Source organism: Terribacillus aidingensis (assembly GCF_900215625.1).
Classification (GTDB): Bacteria; Bacillota; Bacilli; order Bacillales; family Amphibacillaceae; genus Terribacillus; species Terribacillus aidingensis.
Map to the genome: position 1 here is coordinate 590582 of NZ_OBEK01000001.1, position 15126 is coordinate 605707.

Annotated in this window: 15 protein-coding genes; 10 read left to right on the plus strand and 5 right to left on the minus strand. The window is 43.1% G+C overall.

Annotated features, from left to right (window positions below; all coding sequences use genetic code 11):
• Positions 1-2: 2 nt before the first annotated feature.
• Genes liaF through CRO17_RS02865 form a run of 3 tightly spaced genes read left to right on the plus strand, consistent with a single transcriptional unit; the run spans position 3 to position 2394 of the window.
• On the plus strand, positions 3-725 hold the full coding sequence (liaF, locus tag CRO17_RS02855; protein ID WP_097039063.1) for a cell wall-active antibiotics response protein LiaF: 723 nt from the start codon (positions 3-5) through the stop codon (positions 723-725).
• A complete protein-coding gene (locus tag CRO17_RS02860; protein WP_097039065.1) occupies positions 722-1765 on the plus strand; it encodes a sensor histidine kinase in 1044 nt (347 codons plus the stop codon). Before liaF ends, CRO17_RS02860 begins: the two co-directional genes overlap by 4 nt.
• Positions 1762-2394, plus strand: a complete 633-nt coding sequence (locus tag CRO17_RS02865) for a response regulator (RefSeq protein ID WP_097039066.1) — start codon at positions 1762-1764, stop codon at positions 2392-2394. Before CRO17_RS02860 ends, CRO17_RS02865 begins: the two co-directional genes overlap by 4 nt.
• A gap of 239 nt (positions 2395-2633) precedes the next feature.
• Here the strand turns inward: CRO17_RS02865 and CRO17_RS02870 are convergent, their stop codons facing one another.
• Positions 2634-3269: a YpmS family protein gene (locus tag CRO17_RS02870; protein WP_097039068.1), complete on the minus strand. Its 636-nt coding sequence runs from the start codon at positions 3267-3269 to the stop codon at positions 2634-2636.
• Positions 3270-3282: 13 nt separating this feature from the next.
• Positions 3283-4194: a DUF459 domain-containing protein gene (locus CRO17_RS02875; RefSeq protein ID WP_097039070.1), complete on the minus strand. Its 912-nt coding sequence runs from the start codon at positions 4192-4194 to the stop codon at positions 3283-3285.
• Between the two features lie 263 nt (positions 4195-4457).
• On the opposite strand from CRO17_RS02875, the gene CRO17_RS02880 reads away from it, so the two are divergent.
• Both CRO17_RS02880 and CRO17_RS02885 read left to right on the plus strand, forming a co-directional pair.
• Positions 4458-4607: a DUF2188 domain-containing protein gene (locus CRO17_RS02880; RefSeq protein ID WP_245864566.1), complete on the plus strand. Its 150-nt coding sequence runs from the start codon at positions 4458-4460 to the stop codon at positions 4605-4607.
• Between the two features lie 77 nt (positions 4608-4684).
• A complete protein-coding gene (locus CRO17_RS02885; RefSeq protein WP_077306992.1) occupies positions 4685-4936 on the plus strand; it encodes a hypothetical protein in 252 nt (83 codons plus the stop codon).
• 7 nt (positions 4937-4943) lie between these two features.
• Here the strand turns inward: CRO17_RS02885 and rarD are convergent, their stop codons facing one another.
• Complete coding sequence (gene rarD, locus CRO17_RS02890; RefSeq protein WP_097039072.1) at positions 4944-5861, minus strand: EamA family transporter RarD; 918 nt, start codon at positions 5859-5861, stop codon at positions 4944-4946.
• 173 nt (positions 5862-6034) lie between these two features.
• Between rarD and cls the strand changes: the two genes are divergently transcribed.
• Positions 6035-7474 carry a cardiolipin synthase gene (cls, locus tag CRO17_RS02895; protein WP_097040054.1) on the plus strand — a complete coding sequence of 480 codons (1440 nt, stop codon included), beginning with the start codon at positions 6035-6037 and terminating at the stop codon, positions 7472-7474.
• A 30-nt stretch (positions 7475-7504) separates the two neighbouring features.
• Positions 7505-8044 (plus strand): acyl-CoA thioesterase, encoded by a 540-nt coding sequence (locus CRO17_RS02900; protein WP_077306999.1) that lies wholly within the window; start codon positions 7505-7507, stop codon positions 8042-8044.
• A 40-nt stretch (positions 8045-8084) separates the two neighbouring features.
• Here the strand turns inward: CRO17_RS02900 and CRO17_RS17845 are convergent, their stop codons facing one another.
• Together CRO17_RS17845 and CRO17_RS02910 are read right to left on the minus strand one after the other, a co-directional pair.
• Positions 8085-8912, minus strand: a complete 828-nt coding sequence (locus CRO17_RS17845) for a methyl-accepting chemotaxis protein (RefSeq protein ID WP_097039074.1) — start codon at positions 8910-8912, stop codon at positions 8085-8087.
• Between the two features lie 248 nt (positions 8913-9160).
• Entirely contained in the window at positions 9161-10792 is a 1632-nt protein-coding gene (locus tag CRO17_RS02910; protein WP_179636785.1) for an HsdM family class I SAM-dependent methyltransferase, read from the minus strand.
• 239 nt (positions 10793-11031) lie between these two features.
• On the opposite strand from CRO17_RS02910, the gene pdxK reads away from it, so the two are divergent.
• The 3 genes from pdxK to CRO17_RS02925 all read left to right on the plus strand — a co-directional run bounded on the left by pdxK (position 11032) and on the right by CRO17_RS02925 (position 15123).
• Entirely contained in the window at positions 11032-11841 is an 810-nt protein-coding gene (pdxK, locus tag CRO17_RS02915; protein ID WP_097039078.1) for a pyridoxine/pyridoxal/pyridoxamine kinase, read from the plus strand.
• A gap of 69 nt (positions 11842-11910) precedes the next feature.
• Positions 11911-13803, plus strand: coding sequence for an ABC-F family ATP-binding cassette domain-containing protein (locus tag CRO17_RS02920; protein ID WP_097039080.1), 1893 nt, complete (start codon positions 11911-11913; stop codon positions 13801-13803).
• A gap of 81 nt (positions 13804-13884) precedes the next feature.
• Positions 13885-15123 carry an aminopeptidase gene (locus CRO17_RS02925; RefSeq protein WP_097039082.1) on the plus strand — a complete coding sequence of 413 codons (1239 nt, stop codon included), beginning with the start codon at positions 13885-13887 and terminating at the stop codon, positions 15121-15123.
• The last annotated feature ends 3 nt before the right edge of the window (positions 15124-15126 follow it).

Genomic DNA, 15126 nt, shown 5'->3' on the forward strand with positions numbered 1-15126 from the left:
AGGTGAAACCAAGTGAGATGGTTCGCTGGCTGCTGATTACTGCTGCAGTCGTTTTCCTTGCTGAAATATTAATTTCCGGCACAGGTGTACTGATTAGCATCGGGATTGGCATCTTTATTATTTATCTGGGAAAACGGAGGCTTGCCGCCGGTAAAAGGCCGATACTGCTTTGGATAGGAATAGCTATTGTGGCTTTAAGTTTATTGCAATCATTCGCTTTTTATCTTGTTTTAACTGCTGGTATTATCTATTACTTTTCTAAAATTCATGATAATACAGCAGATAAGCCACAAGTTTACCATCCATCCTTTGATCAGACAGAATCGGCAGAGGAGCAAGTATTCGAACAAAAATCGCTGTTCCAAAATAGCTTGTTTGGTGCACAATCTGCTGGAAGCAGCGTGTATGAGTGGAAGGATGCAAACATTCAATCTTTTCTCGGTGATACGAACATCGATTTAAATTATACCGTGCTGCCAAGAGAAGAGGCGGTACTGATGGTACGAAAAGTACTTGGAAATGTCCGGATTGTTGTTCCATATGATATTGAGGTGGATGTGCATCATTCGGTGGTATATGGCTCCGTCGCAATCTTTGATCATAAAGTGAAGAACAGCTGGAATAAAGTGGTTCATCTGCGCACAAAAGGTTACCAGCAATCCAGCCAGCGTATCAAAATTGTCACGAGTGTAGTGGCGGGCAAGCTGGAGGTGGTGCGCGTATGAGTAATATCGTCAAACGGCATGTCGCTTTCGGAATACTGTATAGTGTCTTAATGCTGGCGGGCTTAGTCGTCCTGTATGTACTTGATTATCCCATAGATAATTGGCGGATAGTTTTACACATACATGACAGTTCGGTACCTTTTATCATTGCAGCGCCGATATTTGTGCTGTTTTCCGGTGCTTTACTTGGTCTGTTTTCAGGTCTTTATTGGCGCAAGCGCTGGCACCAAGCCGCACAGGAATTAGAAGGTATCCGAGAAGGACAGCAGCCAATGAAGAAACGCAGCTTTAGCATATCCGAACTGCAGCATACGTGGACTGCGCTAGAGCGGCTGCAGCTTTATATGAATGAACAAGCGAAAATCGCACAAAAGCTGACCAACGAACGGGTAATTGATCGTGAGGAAGAAGTGCAGCGAATCGTTTCCGAAGAAAGAAATCGTTTGGCGCGGGAACTGCATGACTCGGTCAGCCAGGAGTTATTTGCCGCGTCTATGCTGATTTCTGCTCTCACCGAATCAGAAGAAGAAAATGCACCTATGCTTATTGCGTTAAAACAGCTGGAGTCAATGGTGCAGCAATCACAGCTTGAGATGCGGGCATTGCTGCTCCACCTTAGACCTGCGGCATTAAAAGGAAAGACACTGCAAGAAGGTATGGAGCTGCTGCTTGTTGATCTTCAAGCAAAAGTACCGCTCTCGATTGCCTGGGAGCTGGATGAATTTCCGGTAGAAAAGGGCATTGAGGATCAGCTGTTTCGGATTGTACAGGAATCCGTTTCAAACACGCTTCGTCACGCAAAAGCAGAAAGCTTGTCGATCAAGCTGCTTCAGCGTGATGGCTTTATCATTCTGCTTGTTACAGATGATGGAATTGGGTTTGAAATGGACACAGAACAATTAGGAGCTTACGGTTTGCAAAATATGAAGGAGCGGTCCGCGGAAATCGGCGCCCATTTGCGGGTGGTCAGTGTACCGAAACAAGGTACACGGTTGGAAGTACGCGTACCAATGCTTGACAGAGAGGAAGAAGAAGCGTGATCAGAGTACTTTTTGTAGACGATCATGAAATGGTCCGAATCGGTGTGTCTGCATACCTGGCCACCCAAGCAGATATTGAAGTAATAGGAGAAGCTGATAACGGAGAAGATGCAGTGAAGCTTGCGCTCGATTTGCGCCCTGATATTATTCTGATGGATTTAGTAATGGATAAGATGGACGGTATTGAAGCAACTAAGCTAATTGTCAGTACGTGGCCTGAGGCGAAGGTAATCGTCGTGACCAGCTTCCTGGATGATGATAAAGTGTATCCAGCCTTGGAAGCGGGTGCTGCCAGCTATCTCCTGAAAACATCCAAAGCATCTGAAATTGCCAAAGCCATCCGAGCTACATATAACGGTTCTGCTGTCTTTGAACCAGAAGTGACGAATAAAGTGATGAAGCGAATGCGAAAGAACCAGGCGCCAGCACTGCATGAGACGCTGACAGTCCGCGAGCAGGAAGTGCTTCATTTAATCGCAAAAGGAAGATCAAATCAAGAGATCGCCTCCGAGCTGTTTATTGCGTTAAAAACAGTAAAAGTGCACGTAAGCAACATCCTAAGCAAACTCGAAGTACAAGACCGCACCCAAGCCGCCATTTATGTCCATGAAAATGGAATGCTCAAGTGAAATGAACAGGCGGGTACAAAAAAAGCCATTAAAAAAACCGAGCAATTCTGTTTGGCATTAGACAGAATTGCTTGGTTTTTTTCTAATAAATATGAGGTGAGCGGCCGCATCGAACTGGGTTGGTTTGCGATAACCATGCGTCAAATCAGAAAAATCCAACTAGCGAAGTATTCTGCCGGAGCAGCAGTCAAAGCAAAGCACATATTTTATCTATACTCGAGTTATCTTCCAGCACGTTTCTATAAGCCAATCGTGTCATTTGGAACATACAGCTTAAAGCTGAGATTATCGTTCGGTAAGTCAAATTCCTCTACTTCTACATGAAGATCATTTTGTAATTCCATTTGGGTGACAGCTACATAGATGGTTTCTTCGTCCGGATTGATCGAAACCCATTCTGGCATGTTGTAGTATTTGTCAATGTACTTGAGCACTTTGTCATTAGGCAAGGAAAGACTGCCGAGCGAAATCTCCTTGTTTTCTAGTATTAAATCCCCATTTTCCTGCACACGAGGCTCTAGCGTCATTTTCAACGGGATTCGGATGCCGAAAGCGGTAATGCCTCCGCTAAGTTCAACAGCATCATCTCCAAGTACAACAGCATAGTTATCGGAGTTATCGTTCAGTTCTTTATCGATATAAGCATTAATCAATTCGTTCACATTTGCTTTTGTAGAGCTGATCGTAAACTCAGAGGAATCAGAACTGTCGAATTGTGCTTCTTTTGGCGGCTCTGGCGCCGGACTGAAAGCTGGCAGAAAAATGAGCAGCAGAAGCAGCAGCAAGACAATACCGTTAGCAATAGCTAATACTTTAAAATATTTTTTCCAGTTGCGCGTCTTCCGTTCGGGCGGTTGGTTATTTTGATTCTCCATTTCTTTCACCTGCCTATTCTTCGTCTTCCTCTTCTTCCTGTATCACGGGTTTGATACTTTCCAATACCCGTTCTGCTACTTTTCCATACCCAATTTCGTTAGGGTGGAAATAGTCATCAGATAATAGGTCTGCTGTTTCATTCTGGAATAAGTCTGCTGTTTCGATGTAATGCTGCTCTTCATCCTGTGCTATTTTCTCTCCAATGCTGTTATACTCCTTGATAATCGTACCAAGCTGATCTTTTAGCTCGGGGAAGTTTTCTTCAAAGGGATTATAGAATCCAATCAGATATACTTCAGCATCTGGATTTAGCGAGTCGATTTTTTGGAAGATTTCCTTCACCCGCTCTTCGTAGGCTGGCATGGCCTTACTATAATCCTCGTAGTCCAAGTTAGTGAAGTGATCTTTCGTTACTTTCATAATATCATTAGCACCAATTGTAATTAAGACAACATCGGCATTTTCCAGGGAAGCGGAGATGACGGGATCTTCCATGCGTTTCAGCAGCTGGTCGGTTCGATTGCCTCGTTTGCCAAAGTTATCAATCTTCACACGGTCCTCTGTTTGTTCAAATGTCCGCTGAAGGATGCCGACATAGCCGCCCTTATCCGTCTTGTCGCCCACACCTTGCGTCAAGGAATCTCCGATTGCTGTAATATGAAGATCTTCCTTAATAAAGAGTCCAATCGTGTCATTAAACAAACGCTGAAAGGCATCTTTAATTTCGGAGGATGTATCCGTATCCTCTGATTTACCCAAAATATCTTCCGTACTTTCAGTGGCTGAATCTTCAATTGGGACAACTTCTGAAGGGGCGTTAGTGACGGTCGCTCTCTTATCGGAGACAGCAAATATCATCCCAGCTCCGATGACGATGGCAAGCAGAAACGATGCAATAATCAAATAAACTTTTCTTTGTTGCAAGCATCATCAACCTCGTTTTAAAAAATATAGTTTCGTATCCAGTTGTAAAACTTTGAAACTGGCGGACACGGAAAAGATAAATTGTAAATTAGACGTAAAACTATATTTTACTAGATTTCGACAAGGTTGGATAGAGGGAAGAGATGGTTCTGTATGTTTCAAGAAAGATGCAGTCGGGAAAAACGAACAAGACGAAAGTAAGAAGAAGATGCAAGATCAAAGAATACAGTGTAGTCCTAAATAAGGATGTAACAGGCTGATACGTGAAGATTGAAGACGCAGCACCCACCGAATATCACAGCTCAAGAGATGAAGCTGTTTTGGAAGCTGAAAGTATGGCTAAGGATAATGCGCCTAGTAAAGCAATTATCTATGATGCACATCAAGAGGTAGAAGAACAGCGGCAGTTTTAAAATTACCGGCAATTTATGCCGGTAATTTTTAACCTTTTGGGCTGCTCCTGAATAAGCTGAAAAGAGGAGGTGCAGGCATGGATTTTTCCTTACTGCTGTTAGCTTTTTCAGGAATTGCGTTGATTAGCATTGGTGTGCTCCGTCATTTCACGAAGGATCCATTTGTTTTATTCATTCCAGCTGCTGTAACGGCATTGCTTTTGCTTGTCACCAGTTTTTTTTCCTTCCTGTTTCAGGAGGAGCTGATTAAAGGAACGTTATACATCTTTGCTACTATCTTATGTGGATTATTTGTATTATTGCTTTTCTTGCCACCTTTTCGTAAGTAAAGGTGGCTTATTTAGCCGATTCTGCGTTCAGCTGCCGGGCTGTCAGGCGTTTCAACCGAATTCCGGAGATAGTGTAAAGTACCAAAGCTCCCCAAATACATGAAAAGGCAATCAGATGCGCATGCGTGAATGCTTCGCCGAATAAAGTGACACCTAAGAGCAGCATAAGTGTTGGAGCTATATATTGGAGCAGGCCGATTTGCGTTAGCGTAAGCCGGCGTGCTCCATGTGCGAAAAGCAATAGCGGTGCAGCAGTGGCAGCACCTGATAAAAATAAGACAACAGCTGTACCAGTCGAGATAGAGGTTCCTTCTGCAGCTGGCACGAATAGCAGATAAAGAACGGCAAACGGTGTAACGAACATGGTTTCAATTGTAAGCCCGAACATAGGCGGGATTGTAACTACTTTCTTCAGCAGCCCATATACAGCAAAGCTGATTGCCAGCAGTAAAGATACCCAAGGGAATACGCCGTAGCTTACGGTTAGATAAATGACGCCAAACGCAGCCAAAAGAAAGCTTATGATCTGCAAACGTGTACTTTTTTCTTTCAGAAAAATCATAGCCAGCAGTATGCTGATTAGCGGGTTAATATAATACCCTAAGCTGGATTGCAAAACATGTCCTGCGTTTACGGCCCAGATGAAAACGAGCCAATTGACACTCACTGTCAGAGAAGCTGCGAATAACCCCCAAAACGCGCGCTTATTCAAGAAAAGGTCCTTTAATTGATGAATGAAAGGACGGATTTTTCCTAAAACCAGCACAATAAAAATCATTGTAACAAAGGACCATACGATACGATGGGCCAATAAATGGCCGGCATCAATTTCCTCTAATAAATTCCAGAATAAAGGCAGGATACCCCACATCACATATGCAAGTGCTGCATAAATGACACCGGACTTAGATGATTGCGATTGCATGTTGGCATGCACCTCTCTTTCTATCTCTGTTTGAGTTAAGTGTACGGCTGGGTTTGACGCTTTTCAATACTTTTGCATCTTTTTAGGATTCTGGTAAGTTGGCGATGTCAGATATGATACTATATATTAGTATGGGCAATTATAAATATGCTACATATGAAGGGAGTAGCGGTGTGCATATATTTGCGTATTTATTAGGATTATCAACTATTATAAATATACTACTCGCATTGGCGATTGTCTTCTTGGAAAGGCGGGATGCGAGTGTTACATGGGCTTGGCTGCTCGTGCTTGTTTTTATACCTGTAGCGGGTTTTGTCGTTTACTTACTTTTCGGCCGCAAGCTCTCAGGTAAAATATTCACTTGGGATACAAAATCGAGACTTGGTGTTAAAAGCCAAGTGCAAGCCCAATTGCGCGCTATCGAGGAAGATACATTTTCTTACAGGCAGCCTGCTGTTGAGGAGTACAAAGGCCTTGCCTACATGCATCTGCGTAACGATGATGCTATTTTGACTCAAAGCAATGATGTGGAAGTGTTTACCGATGGGAACAAAAAATTCGATGCGCTTCTACATGATTTAGAACAAGCGGAGGATCATATTCATCTCTTGTATTACATTGTTCGCAGTGACAAATTAGGGGAACGACTTGCAGATGTACTGATAAGGAAAGCACAGGAAGGCGTAATAGTGCGTTTCCTGTACGATGATATGGGTTCCAGAAGTATCAAGAAGAGTTATGTGCGCAAGCTGAAAGAAGCTGGAGTTGAGATCGAAGCTTTCTTTCCGTCCTTCATCCCTAAGATCAACTTGAAGCTCAATCATCGGAACCATCGAAAGCTGGCGATTATAGATGGCCAGGTAGGATACATTGGCGGGTTTAATATCGGTGATGAGTACTTAGGTGAAGATCAGAAATTCGGGTATTGGCGTGATACACATCTGCGAATTACTGGTGAAGCAGTAAGAGCCATGCAGACACGTTTCATTTTGGATTGGAACCAAGCTTCCCGGCATGATATTGAATACGAAGATCGCTATTATCTGTCAGAGCCAGTTGGCAATGTCGGAATGCAAATTGTCTCCAGTGGACCAGATTCGGAATGGGAACAGATTAAGCATGGCTATATCAAAATGATTCTTTCAGCTAAAAAATACGTGTATATCCAAACGCCGTATTTTATTCCGGATGAAAGTTTGGCAGACGCCTTGAAAGTTGCTGTACTGTCAGGAGTTGATGTTCGGATAATGATTCCCAGCAAGCCCGATCATCCATTCGTTTATTGGGCAACATATTCGAATGTTGGGGAGCTGCTTAAGGCGGGTGCGCAAGTTTATATTTATCAAAATGGCTTCCTGCATGCCAAGACGATTGTAGTCGATGACAAGATTGCTTCTGTCGGTACAGCCAATATTGATGTCCGAAGCTTCCGGCTTAATTTTGAAGTAAATGCATTTTTATATGATCAAAATACAGCTGGGGTATTGAAAGAAAAATTCGAAGAGGATATCCTATTATCAACACAGCTTTCACATAAACTGTATATGAAGAGATCAAACTGGATTCGATTTAAAGAATCTATCGCGCGTTTGATCTCCCCGATCTTGTAGCCGAAGTTTGGCAGAAAGAAGGAAAATCAAGTGAAATCAAAACCATGTATCGCATCTTTAACAGTGAAAACATCCCATGTACTTCCTCCTGATACAAATACACACGGTACATTGTTCGGAGGAACGCTGATGGCTCATATTGATGATGTTGCTGCAATTGCTGCCTACCGTCATGCCAGACAGCTTGTGGTAACAGCTTCAACCGATAGCGTCGATTTTCTTGCGCCTGTAAAAGTAGGAGATACAATTTGCGTAGAGGCATTTGTTACGTGGACGAGCAACACTTCCATGGAAGTGTTCGTCAAAGCAGTAACAGAAGACTTGCGTACAGGAGACAGAAAAGTATCAGCAACAGCTTTCGTAACCATGGTTGCACTCGATGATAACAAACAGCCAATCGAGGTGCCGGAAGTATTTCCAGAAAGCCCAGAAGAGAAGTGGCTGTACGACGGCGCACCGCAGCGAGCTGCATATCGGAAAGAACGCTTGAAACGATCCAAAGAGATGGCAGTAGCATTCGGAACAGATTATCCATGGTTCCGCAATGACGGCCGTAATTTCGACGAATAAAAAACAAGACGAGCTTGCTTTAAAGCAAGCTCGTCTTTCTTTATGTCAGGATATTTTTTTCGGCATATTCACGAAGATCAGTGGCAGTCTTCGTCAGTTTTTCAATTTCAGTCATGAATTCTGTAACAAGTGCTGCTTCCTCTTGGGAGGAGCTAGCAATTTCACGAAAATCAGTCTCCATCCTGTTGATTGAATCTTTGATCGCACGCAAGGTCTCTTCAATGCTGACTGTGGCATTCTTTGACTCAATGCTCAGTTTGCGGACCTCACTAGCTACTACACCAAATCCTGCACCAGCACTCCCAACACGTGCTGCTTCAATAGCAGCATTGAGTCCCAGTAAGTTTGTTTGTTCACTGATACCTTTGATTGTGCCTGCAATATCCGTTATTTTTGCGGAGTGAGCCACCGTGTTACGAGTATTTTCTGAGATTTGTTCGGTCGTAGCAGATAATTCTTCAGAATGTGCAGCTATATGCTGTATCTTTCCAAGTAAAGCATCCGTAACACTTTCCATACTGCTGATGATTTCCTTGAATAAATCCTGCTTAGCTGTGGACACAGCGCAGTTCATTCCGCCGATCATATTCCCGGCGTCATCTTTAATGGGAATCGAGATACTATCAAAAGGCACTCCAAATTCCTCTTTCGGTACTTTCACGACTGTTACACCGTGAGGATTAACCTGCTTAAAGTACTTGTAATCCTCAGGAAGTGGGTCGCCCGCCTTATGATGGAAATTCAAATCCGCACTCGGAGAGTAATATACATATTGCTCAGCATCAAAGATGGTAATCATCGCTTCCTCTCTTAGGATAGCTTTCATATATGGTACTGCTGTAATAATTGCTTCTAACTTAGTTTCCATTGTTATCCCCCTTACATTTACCCTCTGTTTATCGGAAGGTTTCATGGAAAGTTTAATGTTTACGGAAACATCAAAACAAAAGTGCCTACAATAGAAAAAATCCCAAACAACTCTGTGACCTTAATGGAATAATCAACAGTATTATTTGGAATTTTTATTTTCATGACAAAGTGGAAAGTTGCGCACCTCTGTCAATGTATTCTCTGTAATGGAGTGAGTAATGGTGTGAGGCCTGTCGGATTAATGGATTAAGCTTCTCCCGTAATGTTATAACTAACCCCATTTTCATCCTCACAAGGTCGAATCAATGCATTGAATACATCATTCAGCATTTGAAGATGATGCGTCTTCTCGCGGTTATCTCCATCATGGATGATCAAATATTCAAGTCGTCCGTAGATGTCCAGAATTTCTTGCTTTTGTTCTTCAGTTAATGCCTGGACATCCAGTACAAGTGATGTATTCACATCTTTTGCTTCTAATTTCTTCAGATCTTTCCCGTATTCTTTATGCGGATTAGCCATCAGCTCTTGCGCTCTGTCACTGAGGAAGTAAGCCATAAAAAGATCAATATCTTGTTCGTACTCTTCATAAAAGTAAATACCGATCAGCTGGTCGAGATGACGTACATTTGTTTTATTTCGGACAATCTGTATGCTCTTCCGGTTAAACACACTTACTAAAATTGGTGCGGGATCTAAAACAGGGAATCGATACCAAGGTATTCTGGAACGGATTGTATGGCGCTGGTCAACTCGATGAGCTTTCCCGTCCGCTAAATACTGCATCACTGCATGGTCCTGCTCTTGCGTATCATCAACATGGAGCAAAAGCATTTGCTCATCTTTCCGCACAAGACGCTTGTAATCAATGTAAGTGAAGAAAAAATCCTTCAGCTGACTTGACTTCGAAAGTGCAGGCAGGAAGTGCTGCTGCCCAATTTGCCATTGCTTCACTTTGCTGTTATTAAAACAGAAATATTGATTCGATCCGGTCTTGATGCCGTGTTTTGCAGCAGCAAAATGGTTGAGCGGCTGTACATTCGTAAAACGTTTTTGATTTTCTTGATAAAAATGCAGACGCCACTTACTAGCAGGATTAAGATCTTGAAGCCGTCTTACAATTCCAATCGGTTTTTCCCGGCTGGACGTTATATAAGCGGCAGCCTGCTCCAACTCACTATCGGACTGCGAACGGATAAATTCAATTGTATCTGTCTTTCTCGATTTGTCGAATAAAAGCAGAGAGCTTGTTGTTGCTGCACCCTTAAACCATCCCATTTGAATATCAGTGTTAATAATCATCGACAAGCTGCGGTCTAAGAGAAGGTATTCTTTTATCTTTGTGCCATATCTGGCATTTAAGAAGTCGGAAGGAACGATAAAGGCAGCCCGTCCGTTCTCGTTTAATTGGTGCAATGCCTTCAGCAGGAATAAACCGTAAAAATTCGTATATGTAGAAAGTGTAATGTCCATTCGCTGTCGGAATAGATTTAAGTAGATTTCTCTCTCATCTTCATTACGAAACGGGATGTACGGCGGGTTGCAAAGGATACCATCATACTTTGTATCCCATCCTTCTGAAAGAAAATCCCGTTCATGCAGCTCGACGGCTGATTGTGAAGTGAAGAAATTACGATTTGCGTCCAGGATGACTGAATCCTCTTCATATGCATCAATTTTATAGGTGCTTGGTATATTCTTTATTAATTTTCCAAGACCGACGGCTGGATCGAGCAAACGCTCGCCTCCCAAATTGTGAAGCACCCACTTTTTCATCATGTCTGCAATTGCATCCGGGGTAAAATACTGGCCATAGTGCCGACGATGGAGTGCGGAACTAGTATTTAAATATGACTCTTCCAATCTATGTTCTTCCACAGGCACACCTCCAATAAGAAAAATAGGAAAAAACAACTAGATTTATTGTATTACAAAATCAACATAGTTTTCCAGTAAAAGGAGACGTATTTCGCGAAAAATCAACAATAAAGCCGAACGTTTAGAAAGTTAACCCTTTCTGCTTACGCGCATTCGCGTTGGTTGATAGACAGGAAGGAATAGGAGTATAATACAATCAGCTATTAAAATTGACAGCAGATGCAAAGGGGTTGCAACATATGAAAAAAGCTTTAACAATCGCAGGGTCAGATTCCTCGGGCGGAGCGGGTATTCAAGCAGACCTAAAAACAATGCAGGAATTCGGCGTATACGGTATGTCAGCTGTAACGACAATCGTTGCGATGGACCCTTATAATAATTGGCACCATAATGTATTTCCGGTTGATGTAAATACAGTCAAAGAGCAGTTGAATACAATTGTAGTAGGTGCAGGTGTTGATGCAGTGAAGACTGGAATGCTCGGTTCTCCTGAAATCATAGAATTGGCTGCAGCTATGATCAAAGAAAATAATATTCCGAATGTCGTTATTGATCCGGTAATGGTATGTAAAGGTGCAGATGAAGAACTGCAGCCTGAAAATACCGTGAGTTTACGTGAAAAGCTGGTTCCGCTTGCAACAGTGATTACGCCTAATTTATTTGAAGCTGCTAAGCTTGCGCAAATGCCGTTGATTCACTCGGTAGAAGAAATGAAAGAAGCAGCAAAGAAAATTCATGAGCTCGGTGCAAAGTATGTGCTCGTTAAAGGCGGCAGCAAGCTGGAAACAGATAAAGCAATTGACGTGCTTTATGATGGAGAAACGTTCGAAATCCTCGAAAATGAAAATGTTGATACAACGTATACACACGGTGCAGGCTGTACAAGTTCTGCGGCAATCTGTGCATTACTTGCCAATGGCAGCAGTGTGAAAGAAGCTATATATGAATCGAAAACGTTCATTACAGAAGCGATTCGCGGAGGCTTCAAACTGAATGAATATGTTGGCCCTGTCAATCACGGTGCCAGAAAGTCCATGCCACAGCAATAAGCAGGTCTGGATAAGGAAAAGCCGCCTGAAACGGGCGGCTTTTCTCTGTTCGGGAAGGAGAGAGATTGTATGCGAATTTTTAGTGTGGAGAACCTGACAAAGACGTATGGAGACAAGCAGCTTTTTGACCGTATTGCTTTTCATATAGAAAGTCGTGAACGAATCGGACTTGTCGGGGTAAACGGAACCGGAAAGTCGACGCTGCTAAAAGTATTAGCTGGTATAGAAGGTGCTGATAGCGGGGATATTGACCATAGCAAAACGTTCCAGATGGCTTATTTAGCGCAGGAACCTGAACTTACAGCAGGAAAGACAGTATTAGAAGAGGTATTTAGTGGTACCAGCCCTATTCTGGAGACGATTCGTACATACGAAGAGGCCATCGCTGCATTGGAGAAAAATCCGGAAGACACGAAGACGCAGAACCGGTTATTCCAGCTGCAAGCAAAGATGGATGCAGAAGACGCCTGGGATGCAAGCACGCAGGCGAAGACGATACTGACCAAACTGGGCGTCGATTATTATAGCAGCTCTGTCGATACACTGTCTGGCGGACAGCGAAAACGAGTAGCGTTAGCGAAAGCACTCATACAGCCAGCTGACTTATTACTTCTGGATGAGCCGACCAACCATCTGGATAATGAAACAATAGAATGGCTCGAAAGTTATTTGCCTAACTACCCTGGAGCCCTTTTGTTAGTCACGCACGATCGTTATTTCTTGAATAGAATTACCAGTCATATATTCGAGCTGGAGCTGGGAAGTCTGTATCGGTACGATGGAAACTATGAGACATACTTGACGAAAAAAGCGGAGCGGAAAGCGCAAACCCTACTCGATCAGGAGAAACATCAAAACACGCTGCGCCGAGAGCTTGCTTGGCTTCGCCGTGGTGCTAAAGCGCGGACGACGAAACAAAAAGCAAGAATTCAGCGTGTGGAAGAGATGAAGGAGACCAAGTTTCAGACCCAAGATAATGAACTGAATCTTCAGGTTGGGGCTGCGCGGTTGGGTAAGAGAGTATTAGAAGCAAAAGATTTGACGGTTCAATTTGGTGAAAAACCTTTATTCAGTCATTTTGATTTTCTATTCAAACCAGGTGATCGAATTGGTATCATCGGGCCAAATGGGAGCGGGAAAACATCACTATTGAATACACTTGCCGGCAGAATCCTGCCAACAGCAGGAGAGGTTGAAACTGGAGAAACGGTTAAGCTTGGGTATTATACACAGCTCCAGCAAGATATGGACCAGCAGCTCCGTATCATTGACTATATTAAGGAAGTTGCAGAGGTTATAACTACTGCAGATGGAGATGTTATAACGGCAGAGCAGATGCTCGAGCAATTTCTCTTCCCGCGAAGCCATCAATATACGTATATTCATCGGCTTTCCGGCGGAGAGCGAAAACGATTGTACTTGCTTCGTGTTCTGATGGAAGAGCCAAACGTTCTCTTTCTTGATGAGCCGACCAATGACTTAGACACAGAGACATTGGGCATTCTTGAGGATTACTTGGATGGTTATCCTGGCGTTGTTATCACTGTTTCCCACGACCGATACTTTTTAGATCGTGTTGTAGATCAGCTTATTGTCTTTGAAGGAGCAGGAGCTGTTTCCACATTTTACGGCAATTACAGTGAGCATAGAGAAAAGATGTTGCAGCAGCCGAAAGTGCAGCAGCAAAAAGCAGCACCCGCACCTGAACGCAAAGAAAAGAAAAAGCAAAAACTGTCGTATAAGGAACAGCAAGAGTGGAATACGATTGAAGATGAAATCGCCGAGCTGGAAGAACGGATAGAAGCTTGCGCGACAGGGATAACAGAAGCAGGCAGCGACAGCGAGCGCGTTCAACAGCTGTTTACAGAACAGCAGGAGCTGGAGCAGCAGTTAGAGAAGAAAATGGAGCGATGGGAAGCATTATCTCTCGTTGTGGAAGAAATTGAAAGCCAGAAGCATTAAGGCATATTTCGTGCCATATTGCTCATACTTTACTAGAATGGAAGAATAGTCTGAATTTAGTAACGGGAAGGATTGATTCCAATGCCAGCGAAAGAAATGTTAGAAAAATATGCTGATGTCGCCTTGCGTACAGGCGTTAATATTCAAAAAGACCAGCCGCTGTTCATCATGGCGCCAATCAGCGGGGCGGATTTTGTCCGTATGATCGCAAAACGCGCTTACGAACTAGGTGCCAGTGATGTACATATCAACTGGACAGATGATACATTGACGCTCTTGAAGTATATACATCAATCAGAAGAAGAATTGACAGATATTCCGGATTGGATAATTGAGCAGCGCGCTTATTACATGAAAAAAGGAGCTGCCTTGCTGCAAATTCGTTCCACTGATCCGGATCTTCTAAAAGAGGTTGATGGCAATAAGGTGGCACAGGCAACGAGAGCAACAGCACAAGCATTGCAGCACCTTCGCAAATACACGATGAATGACATTATTCCATGGACAATCATTACAATTCCAACAGATGCCTGGGCACAGAAAATCTTCCCGGGGAAATCTGCAGAAGAAGCAACACAGCTTCTGTGGGATTCTATCTTTAAGATTGTCCGTGTCGATCAGGATGATCCTGTGCAAGCATGGAAAGAACATAATGCAACGCTGCATCACGCTCGTGATGTACTAAACGAAAAGCGCTACAAAAAGCTTCATTTCCAATCTGAAGGCACGGATTTAACAATCGGCTTGCCAGAAGGTCATATATGGAAAGGCGGCTCTTCGACAACAGAAGGCGGTACGGAATTCAATCCAAATATGCCGACAGAAGAAGTGTTCACAATGCCACATAAATATGAAGTAGAAGGAACAGTTACAAGTAAGAAACCACTGATATACGATGGCAATACAATTGATAACTTTACGCTTACTTTTAAAGATGGCAAAGTTGTTGACTATAAAGCAGAAACAGGCGAAGAAACACTGAAGCACTTGCTGGAAACTGATGAGGGTGCTTTGCATCTTGGTGAGGTGGCGTTGGTGCCGCATGAATCACCCATTTCCCAATCCGGTCTGATTTTCTACAACACATTGTATGATGAAAATGCTTCCTGTCACATTGCTTTAGGAAAAGCCTATCCAACAACATTGGAAGGCGGTTCATCCATGAATGAAGAAGAATTAGATAAGCATGGCGTTAATGACAGCTTAACGCATACGGACTTTATGATTGGATCAGCTGACCTCGCAATTGATGGTATTTTCGCAGATGGATCATCTGAACCTGTTTTCCGTAACGGAAGCTGGGCAATCAAATTTGATTAACTA

Excerpts from the sequence above, each read along its gene's own strand:
- CRO17_RS02860 (WP_097039065.1), top strand. The coding sequence starts at position 722 with ATGAGTAATATCGTCAAACGGCATGTCGCTTTCGGAATACTGTATAGT.
- CRO17_RS02870 (WP_097039068.1), bottom strand. The coding sequence starts at position 3,269 with ATGGAGAATCAAAATAACCAACCGCCCGAACGGAAGACGCGCAACTGG.
- CRO17_RS02885 (WP_077306992.1), top strand. The coding sequence starts at position 4,685 with ATGGATTTTTCCTTACTGCTGTTAGCTTTTTCAGGAATTGCGTTGATT.
- rarD (WP_097039072.1), bottom strand. The coding sequence starts at position 5,861 with ATGCAATCGCAATCATCTAAGTCCGGTGTCATTTATGCAGCACTTGCA.
- CRO17_RS17845 (WP_097039074.1), bottom strand. The coding sequence starts at position 8,912 with ATGGAAACTAAGTTAGAAGCAATTATTACAGCAGTACCATATATGAAA.
- pdxK (WP_097039078.1), top strand. The coding sequence starts at position 11,032 with ATGAAAAAAGCTTTAACAATCGCAGGGTCAGATTCCTCGGGCGGAGCG.
- CRO17_RS02920 (WP_097039080.1), top strand. The coding sequence starts at position 11,911 with ATGCGAATTTTTAGTGTGGAGAACCTGACAAAGACGTATGGAGACAAG.
- CRO17_RS02925 (WP_097039082.1), top strand. The coding sequence starts at position 13,885 with ATGCCAGCGAAAGAAATGTTAGAAAAATATGCTGATGTCGCCTTGCGT.